This window comes from Streptomyces verrucosisporus (assembly GCF_017114865.1).
GTDB lineage: Bacteria > Actinomycetota > Actinomycetes > Streptomycetales > Streptomycetaceae > Streptomyces > Streptomyces fenghuangensis.
In genome coordinates, this window is record NZ_JADEYH010000026.1 from 20,367 (window position 1) to 39,703 (window position 19,337).

General features: G+C 74.9%; 16 protein-coding genes and 1 pseudogene. 8 read left to right on the forward strand and 9 right to left on the reverse strand.

The annotated features are described in order from the left end of the window. Window positions 1–3: 3 nt before the first annotated feature. From IQ279_RS22650 to IQ279_RS22660, 3 genes are read left to right on the forward strand one after another with little or no spacing between them, the layout of a single operon-like run. Window positions 4–447, forward strand: coding sequence for an anti-sigma regulatory factor (locus IQ279_RS22650; RefSeq protein WP_206350956.1), 444 nt, complete (start codon window positions 4–6; stop codon window positions 445–447). Continuing rightward, window positions 444–1,454, forward strand: a complete 1,011-nt coding sequence (locus IQ279_RS22655; protein ID WP_206350957.1) for a SpoIIE family protein phosphatase — start codon at window positions 444–446, stop codon at window positions 1,452–1,454. Before IQ279_RS22650 ends, IQ279_RS22655 begins: the two co-directional genes overlap by 4 nt. A gap of 16 nt (window positions 1,455–1,470) precedes the next feature. After that, on the forward strand, window positions 1,471–2,769 hold the full coding sequence (locus IQ279_RS22660; RefSeq protein ID WP_206350959.1) for a PP2C family protein-serine/threonine phosphatase: 1,299 nt from the start codon (window positions 1,471–1,473) through the stop codon (window positions 2,767–2,769). Between the two features lie 32 nt (window positions 2,770–2,801). On the opposite strand, the gene IQ279_RS22665 is transcribed toward IQ279_RS22660, so the two are convergent. The 4 genes from IQ279_RS22665 to IQ279_RS22680 all read right to left on the reverse strand — a co-directional run bounded on the left by IQ279_RS22665 (window position 2,802) and on the right by IQ279_RS22680 (window position 5,288). After that, window positions 2,802–3,065, reverse strand: a complete 264-nt coding sequence (locus IQ279_RS22665) for a hypothetical protein (RefSeq protein WP_206350960.1) — start codon at window positions 3,063–3,065, stop codon at window positions 2,802–2,804. Between the two features lie 51 nt (window positions 3,066–3,116). Continuing rightward, window positions 3,117–3,980 (reverse strand): MBL fold metallo-hydrolase, encoded by an 864-nt coding sequence (locus IQ279_RS22670; protein ID WP_206350961.1) that lies wholly within the window; start codon window positions 3,978–3,980, stop codon window positions 3,117–3,119. Window positions 3,981–4,043: 63 nt separating this feature from the next. Next, window positions 4,044–4,502 (reverse strand): DUF4383 domain-containing protein, encoded by a 459-nt coding sequence (locus IQ279_RS22675; RefSeq protein ID WP_206350962.1) that lies wholly within the window; start codon window positions 4,500–4,502, stop codon window positions 4,044–4,046. An 84-nt stretch (window positions 4,503–4,586) separates the two neighbouring features. Further along, window positions 4,587–5,288, reverse strand: coding sequence for a phosphodiesterase (locus IQ279_RS22680; protein WP_206350963.1), 702 nt, complete (start codon window positions 5,286–5,288; stop codon window positions 4,587–4,589). 200 nt (window positions 5,289–5,488) lie between these two features. Here IQ279_RS22680 and IQ279_RS22685 point away from each other — a divergent pair. After that, a pseudogene (locus tag IQ279_RS22685) lies at window positions 5,489–6,517 on the forward strand (serine/threonine-protein kinase); the annotation flags it as partial. Between the two features lie 50 nt (window positions 6,518–6,567). Here the strand turns inward: IQ279_RS22685 and IQ279_RS28225 are convergent. Continuing rightward, the gene (locus tag IQ279_RS28225) at window positions 6,568–6,924 is read right to left on the reverse strand and encodes an STAS domain-containing protein (protein WP_307792488.1); all 357 of its coding nucleotides are present in this window, start codon (window positions 6,922–6,924) and stop codon (window positions 6,568–6,570) included. Between the two features lie 293 nt (window positions 6,925–7,217). On the opposite strand from IQ279_RS28225, the gene IQ279_RS22695 reads away from it, so the two are divergent. Further along, window positions 7,218–11,360, forward strand: a complete 4,143-nt coding sequence (locus IQ279_RS22695) for a SpoIIE family protein phosphatase (RefSeq protein ID WP_206350965.1) — start codon at window positions 7,218–7,220, stop codon at window positions 11,358–11,360. Then, entirely contained in the window at window positions 11,357–11,656 is a 300-nt protein-coding gene (locus IQ279_RS22700; RefSeq protein ID WP_206350968.1) for an STAS domain-containing protein, read from the forward strand. The genes IQ279_RS22695 and IQ279_RS22700 overlap by 4 nt, the downstream gene beginning before the upstream one ends. 43 nt (window positions 11,657–11,699) lie before the next feature. Here the strand turns inward: IQ279_RS22700 and IQ279_RS22705 are convergent, their stop codons facing one another. From IQ279_RS22705 to IQ279_RS22715, 3 genes are all read right to left on the reverse strand, one after another. Next, entirely contained in the window at window positions 11,700–13,568 is a 1,869-nt protein-coding gene (locus IQ279_RS22705; protein ID WP_206350970.1) for a serine hydrolase domain-containing protein, read from the reverse strand. 122 nt (window positions 13,569–13,690) lie between these two features. Next, complete coding sequence (locus tag IQ279_RS22710; RefSeq protein ID WP_206350971.1) at window positions 13,691–14,440, reverse strand: leucine-rich repeat domain-containing protein; 750 nt, start codon at window positions 14,438–14,440, stop codon at window positions 13,691–13,693. Then, entirely contained in the window at window positions 14,437–15,570 is a 1,134-nt protein-coding gene (locus IQ279_RS22715) for an isoafricanol synthase (protein WP_206350973.1), read from the reverse strand. The genes IQ279_RS22710 and IQ279_RS22715 overlap by 4 nt, the downstream gene beginning before the upstream one ends. Window positions 15,571–15,847: 277 nt before the next feature. Here IQ279_RS22715 and IQ279_RS22720 point away from each other — a divergent pair, with 277 nt between their 5' ends. Continuing rightward, the gene (locus IQ279_RS22720; protein ID WP_206350975.1) at window positions 15,848–16,654 is read left to right on the forward strand and encodes a hypothetical protein; all 807 of its coding nucleotides are present in this window, start codon (window positions 15,848–15,850) and stop codon (window positions 16,652–16,654) included. A gap of 119 nt (window positions 16,655–16,773) precedes the next feature. Next, a complete protein-coding gene (locus IQ279_RS22725) occupies window positions 16,774–17,271 on the forward strand; it encodes a glycosyltransferase family protein (RefSeq protein ID WP_206350977.1) in 498 nt (165 codons plus the stop codon). Window positions 17,272–17,369: 98 nt separating this feature from the next. Here the strand turns inward: IQ279_RS22725 and IQ279_RS22730 are convergent, their stop codons facing one another. Further along, window positions 17,370–19,307 (reverse strand): N-acetylmuramoyl-L-alanine amidase, encoded by a 1,938-nt coding sequence (locus IQ279_RS22730; RefSeq protein ID WP_206351000.1) that lies wholly within the window; start codon window positions 19,305–19,307, stop codon window positions 17,370–17,372. Between the last annotated feature and the right edge of the window lie 30 nt (window positions 19,308–19,337).

Genomic DNA, 19,337 nt, shown 5'->3' on the forward strand with positions numbered 1-19,337 from the left:
ACGATGGGCGCCCCGACGGCTCCCGTCGAGGGAGGCGGCGGCGCGGGCGCCGGGGCCACCTACCCGGTCCGTACCGACGAGGACCTCATCACGGTCCGGCACGCGGTACGGGCCGCCACCGTCGAGACCGGCTTCGGGCTCGTCGACCAGACCCGCGTCGTCACCGCCGCCAGCGAACTGGCGCGCAACGCCTACATCCACGGCGGGGGCGGCACGGTGACCATCGAGTTCCCCAGGAACGCCGGACGCCGGGGCGTGCGGCTGACCGTCAGGGACGAGGGGCCCGGCATCCCCGATCTGGAGGCGGCGCTGGCCGACGGCTTCACCACCGGCTCCGGCCTGGGGCACGGGCTGGGAGGCGCGCGCCGCCTCATGCACGAGTTCGAGGTGCACACCGAAGCGGGCCGGGGCACCACCATCAGCGTGACCCGCTGGAACACGCAGTGAGCCGGCCGTCCCCCGCAGCGGAGGGCCTGACCGAAGAGATCCGCATCGACCACGAGAGCGCGATCCACGTGGCGGCCTCGGCCGCGCGCGGCTGCGCGCAGCGGTGCGGGCTGCCCGGGGCCGTGCCCGACCAGGCGGCCGTCATCGCCAGCGAACTGGCCAGCAACCAGGTCAAGCACGCCGCCGACGGAACGGTGTACGTACAGCCGACGCTCCGGGGCGACGGGGTGGAGATCACCGCCGTCGACCGCGGCCCCGGCATCCGCGACCTGGACCGCTCGATGGCCGACGGCTACACCACCACCGGCTCCCTCGGGGCGGGGCTGGGCGCGGTCCGCCGGATCGCCACCGAGTTCACCATCCGCACCCAGCCGGGCTCGGGCACCCTGGTCAACGCCCGGCTGTCCGCTCCCGGCGAGCAGCCGAAGCCCCGGTACGGCGTCGGGTCGGTGTGCCTGCCCGCCCACGGCGAGAAGCACTGCGGCGACGCCTGCGCCGTGGCCGACACCGACGGCGCCCTCACCGGCCTCGTCGTCGACGGACTGGGACACGGCGCCGCGGCCGCCGAGGCGGCCCGCTGCGCCCTGCGCGCCTTCCACACCGCACCCGAACGCCCCCTGGCCGAGATCCTGACCTCGCTGCACCGCTCGCTGCGCCACACCCGCGGCGCGGCGGCGGGCGTGGTGCGGCTGCACCCCGGCCGCGCCGAGTACTGCGGCACGGGCAACATCCGCGCCACGGTGCTCTCGGGCGGGGAGGTGGCCCACCGGATGGCCGGCCAGCCCGGCATCGTGGGCTGGAACGTCCCCACCCCCCGGCCGCGCGCCGTGCCCCTGGCGCGGGGAGCGGCGGTCGTCCTGCACAGCGACGGCATCGAGTCCCGCTGGTCGCACAGCCCGCCCACCTTTCTGCTGCGGCTTCCACCGCCCCTGCTGGCGGCGTCCCTGGCCCACGGGCACCGGCGAGTCCGCGACGACGCCACCGTGCTCACCGTCCGAGCGGCCTGAGCGGCCCAGAGGTTCCATGACCGACAACACCACTTCCCACCACCACACGCTGCCGAGCCTGCGGCACGCGGTACGCGGCATCGCGCGCGTCCACCGGCTGCCGGTGGAGACCAGGGCCCGGCTGGTGATGTCCGCGGTGGAGCTGGCGCGCACCGAGATCGCGGCGGGGCGGCCGGTACGGCTGAAGGCGTACGCCGAGCCGTCCGGCGGCGAACCGGCGGGGCAGCTCGTCGTCACGCTCGACATCCTCAGCGATCTGACGGCCGACCGCGACGGCATCGCCGACCTCCCCCTCCCCGCCCAGTTCGCCTCCGGGGGTTCGGCCACCTGGCGCGTGCCCCTGCCCGGCCGGCACGGTGACGGCGGCAGCGGCGGCGAGGCGGGCATGGTCCCGCCCGCCCGCAACGGCGGCGGGCCGGATGCCGGGAGCGGCTGCCCCACGTCGGAGATCCACGCGGTGGAGCAGGAACTGCGCGCGACGCTGGCCCGCCTGGACGCCCTCACCGCCGAGCACCGACGGCTCAAGCACGAACTCGCCGAGACCAACCGGGGCACCCTCGCCCTCTACGTCCAGCTGGAGGAGCGAGACGAGCAGCTGCGCAAGGCCCACGGCCAGACCCTGCGCGAGCTGGAGGACGCGCTGCGGCCCGCCCCCATCGAGGTCGACGGCCTGGAGATGGCCGTCCACTACGCGCCGGCCGGCACCGACGCGCCCACCGGCGGTGACCTGTACGACTGGCTCCAGCTTCCCGACGGCACCGTCCACATCACCGTCGTCGACGCCCTCGGCCACGGTGTGACCAGCACGCGCGGTGCGCTCAACGTCACCCACGCGGTACGGACCCTGGCGCTGGAAGGGCATCCGCTGGAGTCGATCATCGCCCGGACCGCCGAGATCCTGATGCCCTTCGACAGCGAGCTGATGTCCACCGTGCTGCTCGCCCGGATCAACCCGGCCACCGGCGATCTGTTCCTGGCCAACGGCAGCCACCCGCCGGCGCTGCTGCTGCCGGCCGGGGGCGAGCCCGGGTACCTGGAGGTACGCGGCCGGGGCATCGGCTACCCGCTGCCGGGCAGCGAGCGCCTGCTGCACACCCGGATGGGGCCCGGGGACATGCTCATCCTCTACACCGACGGCCTCACCGAGAGCCGCAAGGACCCGCGCGAGGGCGAGAAGCGGCTGATCGAGGCGTCCCGCCGCCACGCCGACAGGCCCATCACGGAGGTCCCCGGCGCCATCGCCGAGGACATGCACACGGTCATCCTGCACCCCGACGACACACTGGCACTGGCCGTGCGCGTCCCGCCCGCCTGAGCGGCGCACGGGACGCGCACGGGCGGAGTTCCTCAGCCGCCCAGCTCGGAGACCACGGTCTGCAGCCTGGAGGCCAGCGCCTCCAGATCCCGTTCCGAGGGCGCCCCCGGACCGATCCGGGCGGTGAGGTCCTCGCGCGAGACGACCTCGACGGCTCCGCGGTAGCGGTCGGCACCGGTCTCGGCGGCGGGCACCACCCGCGGGCGGCCCTCCAGGAGGACCAGCCGGGGATCGGGGTCGGGGGAGCTGAGCAGCTCCCGTACGTGCTGGGCTGTGATCGTGTTCGTGCTCGGCACCTTGTGGGCCTTCCTCTCGGCTGTCTCGGTCCTTCTCGGGGCCTGGAACCGTCAGGGCCGCCCCGGCCCCGCCGCGCCGGCCTCGACAGGGCCGGCGGCGTCGACGGTCACCCGCTCCCCCCGCGGGCAGTGCAGTACGCCGGAGGGGAAACCGGGCCGCTCCGCCTCCCGGAGGAAGTCCGGCAGAGGGGATTTCATGACGGTGTAGTCGTCGTAGTGCACCGGCAGCACGCGGCGTGGACGCAGCACGGAGACGAGGTCGGCGCCCTGCAGGGCGTCCATGGTCACCAGCAGCCCCCCGGGGAGCGTGGTGCCGCCCAGATGGACCACCGCCAGGTGGATGTCCGGGCACAGACGCGCGATCTCGTGGACGCCGGGGAACATCAGAGTGTCGCCGGAGACGTACAGCCGCAGCCTCACCGTCCCTCCCGGGTCGCCGAACTCCAGCAGGCTGCCCATCACCGGCGGCAGCAGGAAGTCCACCGGGCCGGGGCCGTGGCGGCCGGGCAGCGCCGTGATCCGCACCTGGCTGCCGCCGCGCACCAGGACGTGGTCGTGCCAGGTGGGCAGGCCCGTGGCGCGGCTGAACCCGTGCAGCCCCTGAAGCCGCCGCGAGGCGTGCGGGGTGGTGACGATCGGCAGGGAGCGGGGCAGGCCGCGGCGGGCGATCCGGTCCCAGTGGTCGCCGTGCAGATGGGACAGCACCACCGCGTCCAGATCCGGCGGGAGGTCCTCCACCCGCAGAGCGGGCTCCCTCAGCCGCCGGGACAGCAGCCCCTTGCCCAGGTAGGCGTACTGGCCGCGGTGGAGGAAGTTGGGATCGGTCAGCAGCTTCAGCTCGCCGTAGCGGATCAGGAGGGTGGCGTTGCCGACGAAGAGGAGCTCGGCGGCTCCCGGGGGCGGCGCGGGTCGCATGGCGGAGCCTCCTCGCGTTCTTCACCGTCTCCGGTGGGCCGGGGCCCGGTCGGGCGGCCGGAATCAGGCGGCGGTCGTGGTGCGGCGACCGCCCAGAACCGCGCCGAGAGCGATCATGCCCGCGCCCAGTACGAAGTGGAGCCAGTCGTCGGCCGAGTTCAGGGGCACGAAGTTCGCGCCGCTGTCCTTGTCGATGATCAGTCCGTAGAGCCACAGCAGCAGGTAGATCACACCGCCGCCGATCAGGAACGCCTTGGCCCCGGCGACGCTACGGGCCATGGCCAGGCCGACGACACCGAAGGCGAGGTGCACCAGGTTGTGCAGGATCGACACCTGGAAGAGGCCGAGCAGCTGGGCCTGCGACTCGTGTCCCGCGAACTGCATGTCGCCGTAGTCCGTGGTGATGCCCGGGACGAACCCCAGGATCCCCACCAGCAGGAAGACCAGCGACACCGCCATGGCCGCGGTGCTCACCGGTGCGCGGCGCGCCGTGCCCGCCGCCCTCGGGCCTGTGCTGGCCATCGTCATCATCTCCACTCGGGTCGGTTGACGGCCGGTACGGGGTACCCCCGCTTCCCGGACGGAAACGACGCGGGTGACGCCTCCTCAGGCGCGGCCCTCCCGGGATCCCTCGTACGCGGCCGGCCGCACCGCCGCGAAGGCCGTGCCCGGCGCCAGTTCCGGCAGGCTGTTGCGGTGGACGTCGAAACCAGGGGTGGAGCGGGGCGCTTTCGGCAGCGGCGAGCGGACGGTGAGCACCGCGAAGGTCCGCCACCGGCCGAGCGGTTCGGCGGCCCGCAGGTCGAACACCAGCGGACCGCCGGCGAGCGCCCGCCGCAGGGCGGGGGGACTGCCGTGGACCGGGCGCAGCCGGCGGCGCGGGAAGGCGGCCAGCACCATGCCGCGCCCGCCGACCCGGTAGGTGAGCAGACTGCTGTACGGGCCGCCCAGCGCGTCGCCGCGCGGCAGTGGCAGCCGGCGCAGTACGGGAGGCCGGGCGCTGCTGGTCAGCAGCAGGTCGACGGGCCGGCCGGGGCCGCCCCCGTCCAGCGCCCGGACGGCGAGTCCGAGCCAGTCGGGCAGCGGCCGCGGCAGGCCGGCGCCCCGGGACAGCCGTACCAGGCACTCGTACCGGCCCAGCCCGTCCAGCCAGGGGACGCCCCAGGCGGCCCCGGTGAGACCGGGCATCACCAGCTCACCGGCGCAGGTCAGACCGTCGGGGTGGAAGGCGGGGGCGTGGCGCAGCCGGGCGAGCTGCCTGAAGCCCGCCCGGGTGCCGCGTACACGCAGGGGCACGGGTCGGGACATCGGCGCCTCCTGGAGGTGGGCGGACCGGCCGGACTCGCCGGCGGGTTCCGGTTGAACCCTCCCGGTCCGCAGTTGCCGCGGGGCGGGTGCCGAAACCCCGGCGCGCCCGGCACCGGACCGCCGCCTTACCGGCCGGCCGGGGGAGGGCCCATACTGGACGGGCCGGGGGGCGGCAGGGCGAGAGGGGGCGGCGGCACGCGATGAGGCGGAGCACACTGATCCAGGGCCGGTACCGGCTGCTGGACCTCGTCGGGCGCGGCGGTATGGGACAGGTGTGGCGCTCGCACGACGAGTCGCTGGACCGCGAGGTCGCCGTCAAGTGCCTCAAGCCGCTTGGCGGCCAGGACGACCCGCACGCGACCGGGGCGCTGCGCGAGCGCTTCCGCCGCGAGGCGCGCCTCGCGGCCTCGCTCCAGCACCGCGGTGTGACCGTCGTCCACGACTTCGGAGAGCACGACGGAGTGCTCTACCTGGTGATGGAGCTGCTGAACGGGCACGACCTCGGCCGGCTCCTGGAACTGGGCGGACGGCGGCCGCTGCCCGTGCCCGACCTCTTCGACATCGCCGAGCAGATGGCCGACGCCCTCGCCTACACCCACGACCGGGGCATAGTCCACCGCGACCTCAAACCCGCCAACGTGATGCGCACCGCCGACGGCACCGTGAAGATCTGCGACTTCGGCATAGCCCGGCCCGACTGCGGCACGGCCTCCCCGTCAGGGTCCACCGGAACCAACGGCGGCTTTCCCATGGGCACCCCGCACTACATGTCGCCCGAGCAGATAGCCGGAGCCCACCTCGACCACCGCAGCGACCTGTACTCGCTCGGCTGCGTGCTGTACGAGATGGCCACCGGCGCCCCGCCCTTCGACCTGGAGGGCACCTGGGGCGTCTTCGTCGGCCACCGCGAGACCGCCCCCCGCCCGCCGCGCGAACTCCGCCCCGGCCTGCCCGGGGACCTGGAGCGGATCATCCTCGACCTGCTGGCCAAGGAACCGCACGAGCGGCCCGGGGACGCGGCGGAACTCGGCCGCCGTACCGCCGAGGCGCGCCGCGCGGGGAGCCCCGGCGGGCGGCCGGCCCCGCTCCGGGAGCGGCCCGGCTCCTTCGGACGGCTCCCGGTGTGGACCCACGGCATGGGCGCCGGCGCCAGGGCCGTCGCCGGCCTGCCGCCGCGTCCCGGCACCTCGCCGCTCTTCGGACACCAGGGGGTGCTCAGTGGCCCGTGGACCGGCCCCGGAGCCGACGCCGGGCAAGCCGGTGCCGACCGGGACGGGGATCAGCCGGTGAGGGCCGCCACCGCCTCCTCGACGCTGCCGTAGAAGTCGAAGATCTGGTCCAGCCCGACGATCCCGAAGACACGCATGATGTCGTCGTCCAGACCGGCCAGCGCCAGGCTGCCGCCCACGGCCTGGGTGAGGTGGTAGGCCGTGATCAGGACGGTGATGCCGCTGGAGTCGCAGTAGACCAGGCCGGACAGGTCGATGACGACCGCGGTTCCCCGGTCGCGGGGCAGCTCGTTGAGCGCCTGGCGCATCCGGTCGGCGGTGTGGTGGTCCAGTTCGCCGGCCACCTCCAGCAGACAGGGGCCCGCGGGGTGGGGGCGCAGCGTGACGGTCAGATCTCGGTCGGGCACCCGTGTTCTCCTGTACGCGCTGGTCGGTCCGGTCGTCCCCCCACGGCACGGCCCGGGAGGCGGGACGGCGCCGGGGCGGGACTCCCCGCGGTGCGGATCCGCGGGGACGCTGATCGACTGCCCGCTCCCGGAGCGGGCGAACCCCGCGACCCGGCCGCGCCACGGGCCGTGGCCGACCGCGTTTATCCTACGGGACCGGATGCGGCGCATCCTCGCCGTACCAGTGGATATGCGCATCGGTGACGGGGTCGCGGGACCGCGGGTGCACACGGCGGGCGAGGAGGGCGGAGGCGATGGGCGACGCTGACGGGGCCGAGCCGCTGGAGCTGCTCTTCCCCGGGAACGGCGAGATGGCCGAAAGGATGCGCGCCCTCGACTGGGCGGGCACCCCGATGGGCGACCCGGCCGGCTGGCCGGCGAGTCTGCGTACGGCCTGCCGCATCTGCCTGACCTCCCGCTACCCCATGTTCCTGTGGTGGGGCGAGGACCTGCGGTTGCTGTACAACGACGCCTATCTTCCACTGCTGGGCGACAAGCACCCCGGGCTGGGCAAGCCGGGCAGGCAGGTGTGGGGCGAGATCTGGGACGTGATCGGCCCGATGCTGCGGTCGGTGACGGAGACCGGGCAGGCCACCTGGTCGGAGGACCTGCTGCTGAGGATGGAGCGGCACGGCTATCTGGAGGAGTCGTACTGGACGTACTCCTACAGTCCGCTGCACGACGACGACGGCCGGGTGCGGGGGGTGTTCACCGCGTGCAACGAGACCACCGAGCGCGTCGTGGGCGAGCGGCGGCTCGCCGTGCTGCAGGATCTGGGCGCCCAGGCGGGCACCGCCCGCAGCGTGGGGGAGGCGTGCCGACTGGTCGCCGGGGTGCTGGGCCGCGCGCAGCGGGACGTGCCGTTCGCCGCGGTCCACCTGCGCGACTCCGGCGGTGAGCCGGTCCCGGCCGCCGTCAGCCCGCCGGGCACGTCCCTCCGGCCCCTGCCCCAGGGTCCCGGGGACTGGCCCCTGGAGCGGGTGCTGGCCACCGGCGAGCCGGTGGCCGTCGATGACGTCGTGCCCCGGTTCGGGCGGCTGCCGTCCGGAGGCTGGGAGAGGCCGCCGACCCAGGCGGTGGTCCTGCCGCTGCCGGGCGAGACCGGGACGGGGCCGGTCGGGGCGATCGTCCTGGCCGTCAGTGCCGGGCGGGTCCTGGACGACAACTACCGGGCCTTCTTGGACCTGGTGGCCCGGCAGACCGCCGCGCTGGTCAACGGAGCCGTGGCGTACGAGGTCCAGCAGCGCAGGGCCGAGGAACTCGCCGAGCTGGACCGCGCCAAGACCGCGTTCTTCTCCAACATCAGCCACGAGTTCCGCACCCCGCTGACGCTGATCACGGGCCCGCTGGAGGAGCTGCGCGGGCAGCTCGCCGGAGCCGGTGAGCGGGTCGGGGAGGAGCTGGAGGTCATCCACCGCAACGCGTTGCGCATGGGCAAGCTCGTCAACACCCTGCTGGACTTCTCCCGCATCGAGGCCGGGAGGATGCGGGCCGGCTTCGAACCGGTGGACCTGGCGGCCGTCACCACGGGGCTCGCCGGCGTCTTCCGCTCGGCGGTGGAGCGGGTCGGCCTGGACTTCGAGGTGGACTGCCCCGCGCTGCCCGAACCGGTCCACATCGACCGCGACATGTGGGAGAAGGTGGTCCTCAACCTGCTGAGCAACGCGCTGAAGTTCACCTTCGACGGCTCCATCGGTGTGACGCTGCGCGCCGAGGACGGACAGGCGGTGCTGCGCGTGTCCGACACCGGCGTCGGGGTGCCCCGCGGCGAGCTGCCGAGGCTGTTCGAGCGGTTCCACCGCATCGAGAACGCCCGCGCGCGCTCGAACGAGGGCAGCGGCATCGGGCTGGCGATGGTGAAGGAACTGGTCGGCCTGCACAGCGGCACCATCACCGCCGACAGCACCGAGGGCGAGGGCACCGTATTCACCGTCCGGCTGCCCTTCGGGACGGCGCATCTGCCGGCCGGTTCGGTGGTCCGGGGCGCCGAACCGTTCCCGGTGTCCGCCGCGGACCCGTACCTCCAGGAGGCGCTGCGGTGGCTGCCGGACGGGGAGGAAGGGGAGGAGGGGGAGGACGAGCGAGGGGGCACCGGGCGGGACGAGCCCGTACCGCCGGCCCCCGGGACGGCGCGGGCCCGGGTGCTGGTCGCCGACGACAACGCCGACATGCGCGAGTACCTGCGGCGGATCCTGGCCCCCGGCTACCGGGTGACGACGGTGGCCGACGGGCGGGCGGCCCTGGAGGCGGTCCGCGCCGACGCCCCGGACATGGTCGTCAGCGATGTGATGATGCCCCGGATGGACGGCCTGGAGCTGGTGGCGGCGCTGCGCGCCGACTCCCGCACCGCCTCCGTGCCGGTGCTGCTGCTGTCGGCCAGGGCCGGCCAGGAGGCGTCCATCGAAGGACTGGAGGCGGGAGCCGACGACTACCTGGTCAAGCCGTTCTCCGCCGCGGAGCTGCTGGCGCGGGTACGGGCGGCCGTGAAGCTGTCGCGGCTGCGCAACCACCACGCCCAGTGGCGCACCGCCCTGGTCGACTCGCTCCAGGAGGCGTTCTTCGTCTGCGACGAGGAGGGCGCCGTCGTCGAGATCAACTCCGCCTTCACCGACGTGCTCGGCTACGGCCCGGAGGACCTCCCCTACCGGCCCAAGCACCCCTGGTGGCCGGACGAGGACACCGACTCCGAGGCCCACCGTGCCATCGAGAGGGCCTTCGCCCAGGTCGTGGGCGAGCGGAAGGGCAGCTACGTCACCCCCGTCAGGCACCGCGACGGACACCGGCTGTGGGTGTACGCCTCCTTCAACGAGGTCCGCGACCCCGACACCGGCAGGCGCATGGTGGTCGGCACCTTCCGCGACGTCACCGCCGAACGCCTCACCGCCCAGCGCGAGACCGCCCTGGCGGCGCTGAGCGTACGGCTGTCCGAGGCCGGGAGCGTCCCCGAGGCCCTGCGGGCCGCGCTCGACGAACTGCGCGGGGTGTGGCGGGCCCCCCGCGCGCTGGCCGTCACCTGGGACGGCCCGGACCGGGCCCCCCGGCCGGCCGCCGCGGTGCCCGGCACCGCGTGGGGCCGGCCGGGCGACCCGGTGCGCGAGGCCGTCGACTCCCTGCGCGGCCGCAACCCCCTGCATCCGGTGGCCACCGCCGAACCGGCCGGAATCGGCATCACCCTGGAGCATCCCGGGGGGCCGCTGGCTCTGTGGGTCGAGGCCGGCGCGGAACGGCCCTTCATCGGCGAGGACCACACCCTGCTGGCCGTGCTGGGCGGCTACCTCGGACAGACGCTGCAACGCGTCCACGTCTTCGAGCAGCAGCGCGAGACCGCCCTGGCCCTCCAGCGGGCCATCCTCGGCCCCGACCGCCTCCCGGCGGGGTTCGCCGTCCGCTACGAGCCCGCCGCCCGGCCCCTGGAGGTCGGCGGGGACTGGTACGACACCGTCGAACTGCCCGACGGCCGTATCGGCATCGTCGTCGGCGACTGCGTCGGCCGCGGCCTGGAGGCGGCCACCGTCATGGGCCAGCTGCGCAGCGCCTGCCGGGCCCTGCTGCTGCAGCTCGCCGACCCGGCCCAGGTGCTGACCGCGCTCGACCGGTTCGCCGCCCTGATCCCCGGAGCGTTGTGCGCCACCGTCTTCTGCGGTGTGCTCGACCCCTCGACCGGCCGGCTGGCCTACAGCAGCGCCGGCCACCCGCCGGGCATCCTGACCCACCCGGACGGCACCACCGAACTGCTCGACCAGGCCCGCTCCATCCCCCTGGCGGTGCGGCCGGGGCGCCCGCGGCCCACGGGAACGCGCACCATGCCGCCGGCCTCCGTCCTGCTGCTGTACACCGACGGCCTGATCGAGCGCCGCAGCCGCCCGCTGCACGCGGGCATCGCCGAGGCCTCGGCCGCCGCCCGGCGCGGGCGCGGCGCGGACCTGGAGAAACTGGCCGACGACGTCCGCACCGGTCTGGAACCGGCCGGCGGCTACGACGACGACATGGCGCTGCTGCTCTACCGCCACCCCGCGCCCCTGGAAGTGGCCTTCCCCGCCGAGTCCGCCCAGCTCGCCCGCGTCCGCGGCGCCCTGCGCGACTGGCTGGAGCGGCTGGAGGCCGGACCGCGTCTGACGCAGGCGGTCCTGGTCGCGGTGGGGGAGGCCTGCGCCAACGCCATCGAGCACGGCCACCGCCACAATCCCGGCCGCACCGTGCGCCTGAGGGCCGTCGCCGCCGCGGACGACCTGCACTTGACCGTCACCGACACCGGGAGCTGGAAGCCCCCGCGGCCCGAGGCCAACGCCCACCGCGGCCGCGGCCTGATCCTGATCCACGCGCTCATGGACCAGGTCGGCATCGTCACCGACGAGACCGGAACCACCGTTGACATGCATGTGAGGATCACACGTTGACCACCACCCTGACACTCACCGACCAGCAGCGTCCCGACGGCACCCCGGTCCTCGTGGCCGAGGGGGAGATCGACATGAGCAACGTCGGCGAGTTCCGGGCCGCGGTGGACCGGGCCGCCGGCGCCGGCGCCGGACGGCTGGTGGTGGACCTCACCGCCGTGGACTACCTGGACAGCGCCGGGCTGGCGGCGCTGTTCGCCCACGCCGACCGTCTGGAACTGATCGCCCCGCCGCTGCTGGGCCCCGTCCTCACCGTCTCGGGCCTCGCCGACCTGGCCACCGTGCACATGGCCTGACGGGCGGCCGGGCCTCCGGAAGCGCCCCGTCCATGACGGGGTGTCAGTCGGCCGAGAGCGACCAGCCGTCGGCCGTGACACGGCCGGCGTCCCGGCGCCGCGAGTCGTCGAACACCGTGCGCCCGCCGTCCTCGATCCGGACGCCGTCGACGTACACGCCGCGTCCCACATAGCGGGCGTCGGTGGTGTACCGCCAGCGCAGCCGCACCGCCCGGCCGCGCCAGGCGTCCAGGTCCGCCAGCGCCCGGTGCCAGACGCGTCCGGAGAAGCCGTGCAGCGCACCCTCCGGGTGCTCCACCGGGGCCTGGCCGGGGCGGGAGGTGGTGAACGGCACCGGCTTCCACGTGACGCCGCCGTCGCCGGACGCCTCCAGGCGCAGGACGTCGAAGGTGCGCTCGGTGTCCCACCACACCGAGAAGCTCAGCCGGGCGCCCGTACCGCCGTCCGCGCCCTCTTCCGCGCCGTCGCCGAGCGCCACCTCGGGCAGGGCGAGCACGGCCGGGGCGCCGCTCGTCGTCCCAGAGAACCAGGCCGCGCGCCCGGCAGCGGGACGCACCGGCACGGCCCGGGCCAGATGGGTGGCGGCGGCCACGCGCGGCGCGCTGCCGGAGCGCCAGGTGCGCACCGGGTGGACGGAGTTGCCCAGCAGCACCAGGAAGGTGTCGGTGGTCGGGTCCAGCACCAGGCAGGTGCCCGTGAAGCCGGTGTGCCCGGCGGTGCGGGGGGTCGCCATGGCCCCCATGAACCAGTGCTGGTACAGCTCGAAACCGAGGCCGTGCTCGTCGCCGGGGAAGGCGGTGTTGAAGTCGCGGAAGAGCAGGTCCACCGACTCCGGCTCCAGGACGCGGGCGCCGCCGTACGCGCCGCCGTTCAGCAGGGCGCGGCACAACACGGCCAGGTCCCAGGCGCGGGAGAAGACCCCGGCGTGGCCGGCCACGCCGCCGAAGGCGTACGCGTTCTCGTCGTGGACCTCGCCGTGCACCATGCCCCGGTCCAGGCCCGACCAGGGGCGGCGGGCGTCCTCGGTCGCGGCGATGAGCGGCTTCCAGGAGGCGGGCGGGTTGTAGCGGGTCCACCGCATGCCCAGCGGTCCGGTGATGTCCTCGCGCAGCAGCGTGTCCAGCCCCTTGCCGGTGACCCGCTCCAGCACGAGCTGAAGGGTGATCAGGTTGAGGTCGGAGTAGCGGTACACCGTGCCCGGCGGGTCCAGGGGCTCCTCCCGCCACAGCCGCCGCAGCCGGTCCTCCCCGGTGGGCTCGGCGTACAGCGGGAGCCAGGCGGCCAGCCCGGAGGTGTGGGTGAGCAGATGCAGCAGGGTGATCTTCTCCTTGCCCGCCGCGCCGAACTCCGGCAGGTAGGAGGCGACCTCGCCCTCCAGGTCCAGGGCGCCGCGCTCCATCTGCCGCACGGCCAGGATCGCGGTGAACAGCTTGGAGACGGAGGCCAGGTCGTAGACGGTCTCCGGGACGGCGGGGACCTGTTCGCCGGCGGGGAGCTCGACGCCGGTGCCGGTGGCCTCGTCGTAGGCCGAGTAGCGCACCGCGTGGCCGATGGCCTCGTGGAGGGCGACGGTGCCGCCGCGTCCGGCCAGCAGGACCGCGCCCGCGTACCAGGGGTGCTCGGGGGAGGGGCCCAGGAAGGTCCGCGCGTCCTCCACCAGGCGCCGCAGATGCGGCTCCAGCAGTCCGGCCCGCCGCGCGGAGCCGCGGCGCAGGACGGGCGCGTGCCCGCCGGCGGCGAGGGCGTGCCCGCCCCGGGCGCGGGCCGCCGCGACGGGCGCCGAGGCCAGGACCAGGCCGCCGCCGAGCGCGAGCGCCCGCAGGCCGAGCTGCCGCCGGCCGATGTCCCCGCCCGCGTCCGGGCCGGAGGCGGGCGCAGGGCCCGGTGTGCGATCCCGTGCCGAACCTGTCATACCGCGCCCCTTCGGGAAAGTATCCTCCAGTGGATCGGGAGAACGCTGAAACCTTCTTCCCGAGCGCTCCGCCCGTCAACCCCCGCGGCACGGCGGACGGGCGTTCCGGGCGTCCCGCCCGCCTAACGGAGCACCACGCAGCCGCGCCGCTCCAGCTCCTCCACCGGCCCCGGCGCGACCGCCGCCCCGTTCCAGCGCAGATCAAGCTTCTCCAGCGCGGGCAGCTCCCGCCCCAGCCAGCGCGGCACCGTGCGCAGCCGGTTGCCCCGCAGGTCCAGGCGGCGCAGCAGCGGCAGGCCGCGCAGCGCCCCGGGCACCTCCTCCAGGGCGTTCTCGCGCAGTTCCACCTCGCGCAGCTCCCGCAGCCGGGAGAGGGAGGCGGGCAGCGAGACCAGGGCGTTGCCGCGCAGCCACAGCTCCCGCAGCGCGGTGAGCCGCCCGAGTGAGGCCGGCAGCTCCCGCAGCCCGCACCGCTGGGCCCGCAGCTCCACCAGCCCCGCCATGCCGCCGATCTCCTCGGGCAGCGCGCCCAGCGGGTTGTCGCCGACGTTCAGATACGTCAGCGAGCGCAGCCGCCCCAATGAGCGCGGCAGCGCGGTGAGCCGGTTGTCGTGGAGGTAGAGGCAGCCGTCCAGCCCGGTCAGCTCCCCGATCTCCTCGGGCAGGGAGGTGAGCGCGTTGTGGCCGAGGTCGAGGGTGCGCAGGCGCCGCAGCCGGCCGATCCGCGGCGGGAGGCCGGTGAGTGCGTTGTCCGCGAGGATCAGCACCCGCGACTCCAGGTGCTCCCACACCCGTTCGGGAACGCGGGTCAGGCCCGCGCGCCAGAGGTCGACCGTCGCCCCGCCGTCCGTCCGCTCCGCCGCATCCGTCATGTCCGCACCGTATCCGCCGTACCGGCACCGGCCGTCGTACCGGCCCCGTGCTCCGGCGCACCCGCCTGCGGCGGCCGGGCCCACGGGCGCAGGCGCCCGCCGCTGGCGGCGGCGACCCCGGCGTCGTCGTAGCGCCCGCTCTCCAGGGACCAGTCGAGGTTGCCCCGCATCACGTTGCGCATGCCGTCGACGTAGTCCTCCACATGTGCTCGTGTCGTGCGGGATACGCCCGAGGCCTCCAGCAGGCCGGGCAGTCGCGCGGCGAGCTCCCGGAAGCGGGCGACCCGCCCGTTGGCGGCGGCGCCGATCTCGTGCACGCAGTCCGGAAGCGGGCGGCCGGTGCCGTGCCGCAGGAGGACGACGGTGTTGTTGACGTCGCCGGCGGCCAGCTCCTTGTCCAGCGAGACGATGTCGTTGACGAAGATCGCCACGTCGTCGGTGATCCGCCGCATCTGCCTCAGCGGGCGGCCGCCGTGCAGCTCGGACGGCAGGATGTAGCGGCCGCAGCGTTCGGCCAGGTCCAGGCAGGGCTGTATGCCGATGGTGTGCCGCCGGGCGGACAGGAACTCCTCCACCGTGGGCAGTCGCGCCCCGGAGCGGTTGAGGGCCTCACGGCGGTGGGCCAGCAGATAGCCGTGCCAGTGCCCGCGGAAGCGGTTCCGCCACACCGGCGGCATCCCCTCGTTTGCCCGCTGCCACAGGTCGCGGAAACTCTCGACCAGCGGGTCCGCGGGGACGCCGGACGGCGGCCGGTGCCCGTCCATGACGCGGGCCAGGCGGTCCACGAGGCGGGTGACATCGTGCGGCCTCCGCCCCGAAGGCCCGTCCAGCCGGTCGTCGAAGACGAAGAACCAGCCGTTGACGTCGGTGGCCAGCATCAGGTCCTCGTCCGCGGCCCGGGGGTGGAAGCGGGCCATCGCCCGTTCCAGCCGCAGGGCGTCATACTCCTCCACCGCCGCTTCCCCGGTGAGCAGTCCGAAGTCCCCGAGCCACCGGAGGGTGTGGAGCCTGGCCCTGCCGACGGCGGGGCTGACGGCCCCGGGGAAAGGTATCTCCAGGTGAGCCGTCCGCCGTAGCAGGCCCTCCCGCCCGGCGGTTTCCCCGGCCGTGCCGGCTTCGGTCACGGGCATGACGCCTCCCCGGCGAGCGGTGAACGAGCGGTGAGCGAGCTGGTCGACACGATGGTGGGAATGACGGGCGCATACGCCAACCCACCTTTGGACAAAGGCAGTTGCCGGTCAAGAGTGCCGGGGACACTCCGTGCTTCCTCCGGTACGGGGAGTGCGCGCGGGCGGCACTACCCGAAACGGCCCTCCGCCGCCGGGGAAACCGGCCAAGAGCACCGCGTCCGGTTCACACCGGCGTACGCTCTCCACCACCTGCCGCGGGAGTGGCAAGGCGGCAGCCGTGGCGGCGGACGAAGAGCAGGGGCGCATGCAGCGGGCGATGTTCGACAGGGAGTCCGGACCCGGAGCGCCGGACGACGTGCCGGCCGGGCGGGGCGGGGCCCGGGGACGCGCCGCCGCGCGCGGCCGTACCGCACCGCCGGCGCGCGGCGCCGAGCAGGAGCGGGAACCGCCCTCCCGCACCGCCGCGCGGCCCGTCCGGCCGGTGCCCGCGGGAACCGGCCGGGACAGCGGACCCGTCGAGTGCATGGAACGTCTGGGGGCCTCCGCCGTGCGGCTGGCCTGGGCCGCCGCGGTGCTCGGCGCCGAGGCGGCCCCCTCGCTCGCCGCGGACGTCGCCGCCCTGGGACCTCGGGAGGCGGCCGAGGCCCGTGCACGGCTGGCCGCCGCCCGCGTTCTCACCGGTGGTGAGGAGGGGCGGCCGCTGCGCTTCTCCCACCCGCTGACCGCCACCGCCGTCCACCGGTCCATCCCGCCCGCCCTGCGCGTCGCCTTCCACGGTCAGGCCGCCGCGGTCGTCGCCGGCGCCGGACGCGGCCCCAGGGCCGCCGCACGCCATCTGCTGGAGGTCCATCCCGAAGGCGACCCGACCGTCGTCGCCACCCTGCGCGAGGCCGCCGCCGAGTATCTGGGGGCCGACGCCCCCGAGGAGGCCCGGCGCTGCCTGGAACGCGCCCTGCGCGAGCCCCCGGGGCCGGTGGAGAGGGCCGCCGTCCTCCACGAACTGGACCGCTGCCCCCCTCCCGCCCGGTCCGCCACCACCGGCCGTCCGCGGGCGGCCCCGGCGCGGGTCCTCGGGCGACAGTAGGGCATCCACCGGGCTCCCGCGACCCCGGCGAGGCGGGGCCCGAAGACCGGCCCCGCCGCCGTACGGCAGGGGGTGCGGGCCACCGGCCCGAGGCGGCACCGGGCCCGTACCATGGCCGCATGTCCTTTCTCCGCCGCCGCAGTGCCGCCACACCCGCCGGACCCGACTTCGACGTGCTGGCCATGGACCCCGGGGACTGGCCGGGTAACCTCGGGGCCGGGCTGCTGCCCGCGCCGGACGGAAGCTGCCAGGGCGTCTTCCTGCGCTACGACCTGTTCGGCGGACGCGGACCGGCCATGGTCATCGGGAACCTGCCGGAGGGCTCCCAGGTCCGCGAGACGGCCGAGGGACAGATCCCGTTCGAGGTCGCACAGCTGCTGGCGGCGCTGGAGAACGACGAGGAGGTCACCGTCACCGGGACGGAGGAGAGCCCGGTGATGCTGGACGACAATCTCCTGATCGTGCGGCGGATCATCTGCTCGGAGAGCCGGATCTCCTGCGTCCAGTTCGACCGCAGTGACGGCGTGCTGGTCACCATCGCCAGCTGGGACCGGCCGATCACCGAGGACCTCTACCAGCTGCTGAAGCCACTGCCCGCGGAGCTGTTCCAGCGCTGACGCACCGGCGGCGCGGACGGCCGGGGCACGAGGGACACGGAAGGGGAGGGGCGCTTCGCGGCGCCCCTCCCCTGTGCCTTGTACTCGCCGGCGTCACCTCACCGCCGGGCCGGCCGCACCGTGACGTCGGCGGCCTTGACGAAGGCCACCCGGTGCCCGAGCTGGATCTGGTAGTACTCCTCCTCGCCGCGCACCACCACGTGGTTCGCGGGGTCGAAGGTCTTGGCGTAGTAGTACTCGCCCTTCGTCCGCAGCCCCAGCGCGTACGCCTGGCCCGCCTCCACCGTGTACGGCAGCGGCGAGATCGCCTGGGCCGGGATCCCCTCGGGGTAGGCGGAGGCCTCCGGATAGGCGCGGCCGTAGACGGGCACCGGCCCCGCGCCCTCCTTCGGGGTGACGACCGGGCCGCGGGAGGGCACCGCGGTCGGGGCGCCGGCGGGGTTGTGGAACCATGCCTTCCGCCCGAGGTACCAGATCGCCGTCCACTCGCCCCGGCGCTCGGCCACCGCGTACCGCTGGCCGGTCGAGGCGCGGGCGCCGGTGTCGTTGACGCCGGTGGTGGAGTCGCCGCCGCCCGGCCGCAGCCCGGCGTCCTTCACCAGCGGCGCGTCGGCGCTCGGCCCGGTGTGCAGCCGCACCGCGCCCGAACCGTGCGGCGGGCAGGGCTGCCCGGAGCCGTCGCAGCGGGTGTAGAGGGGCTTGTGCTTCTCGTAGTCGGGCCGGATGGTCACCAGCTCCGAGTCCGGCCCGGCCGTGGGGTGGAAGGGCGCGCCCAGCAGCGTGAAGTAGTGCTGCCAGTCCCAGTACGGCCCCGGATCGGTGTGCATCCCGGGGATGTGGGCGGACGTCACGCCCGGCACGTTGTCGTGCCCGATGATGTGCTGCCGGTCCAGCGGGATGTCGTACCGGTGGGCCAGGTACCGCACCAGCCGCGCCGAGGTGCGGTACATCGCCTCGGTGTACCAGGCGTCGGGGGCGGTCAGGAAGCCCTCGTGCTCCAGGCCGACCGACTTGGCGTTGACGTACCAGTTGCCCGCGTGCCAGCCCACGTCCCCGGTGGGGACGTGCTGGGCGATGTGGCCGTCAGAGGCGCGCAGCGAGTAGTGCCAGGAGACGTACTTCGGGTTCCGCACCAGGCTCAGGGTGGTGTCCCAGGTCGCCTCGGTGTCGTGCACCACGATGTAGTCGATCTTCTGCGACGCGGGGCGGTCGGCCTTGTCGTGGTTGCCGTAGTTCGGCGAGCCGTCGGGGTTGGCGTACTCCTCGTACGGCGCCGGGATCCACTCGCACGAGACGGACTTCGGGCACTCCACGCGCTCGTCGCGCGCCGGGGACGCCGGGCGCAGCCCCGGGCCGTCCAGCTGCGCGGTCCTCGGGATCAGGTCCGGGTGGCCCGCCAGCACCACGTGCTGGCCGGAGTCGGTGGTGCGCCGCCGCCCCTCGCGGATCACGTCGAAGACCTCGTCGGCGAAGACCCCGGCCGCCCGCGCGTCACCGGAGCCCGGGTAGCGGGCCACGGCCCCGTACCACTGGGCTGGGTCGTCGCTCAGCGGCAGCCCCAGCTCCCGCTGGGCCGCGGCCAGCAGTGCCGCACCGCCGGCGACGTTGGCCGCCGGGTCCCTCCGCAGCTCCTCCTCGTCCAGCCCGGTCAGCTCGGCCGCCCGCTCCAGGGTGCGCAGCCGGTCGGGAAGGTCGGCGGGATCGGGCAGCGCGTCGTGGGCCCGCCTGGTGCCGCGGGCGGTGTCGCCGCGCGGGTCCTCCGAGCCGTGGCTGTGGTGGGGGTCCTCGGCCAGCGCGGTGCGCGCGTCGGTCAGGTGCATGGGACCGTAGCCGCCCGAGACGCTGGGCGCGCCGCGGTGGCCGTCCCAGCGGGACTGCAGGTACGACACTCCCAGCAGCACGCTCTCGGGCACCCGGTAGCGGTCGGAGGCGCGGGTGAACGCCTCCCGCAGCGAGTCCGGGTCCCGCCCGCCGGCGTCGGCGCCGGCCGGGAGGAGGGGCAGCAGCAGGGCGGCGACCGAGGCCGCGGTGAGCATCCGCAGCCGCCGGCGGACGGAACCGCGCGG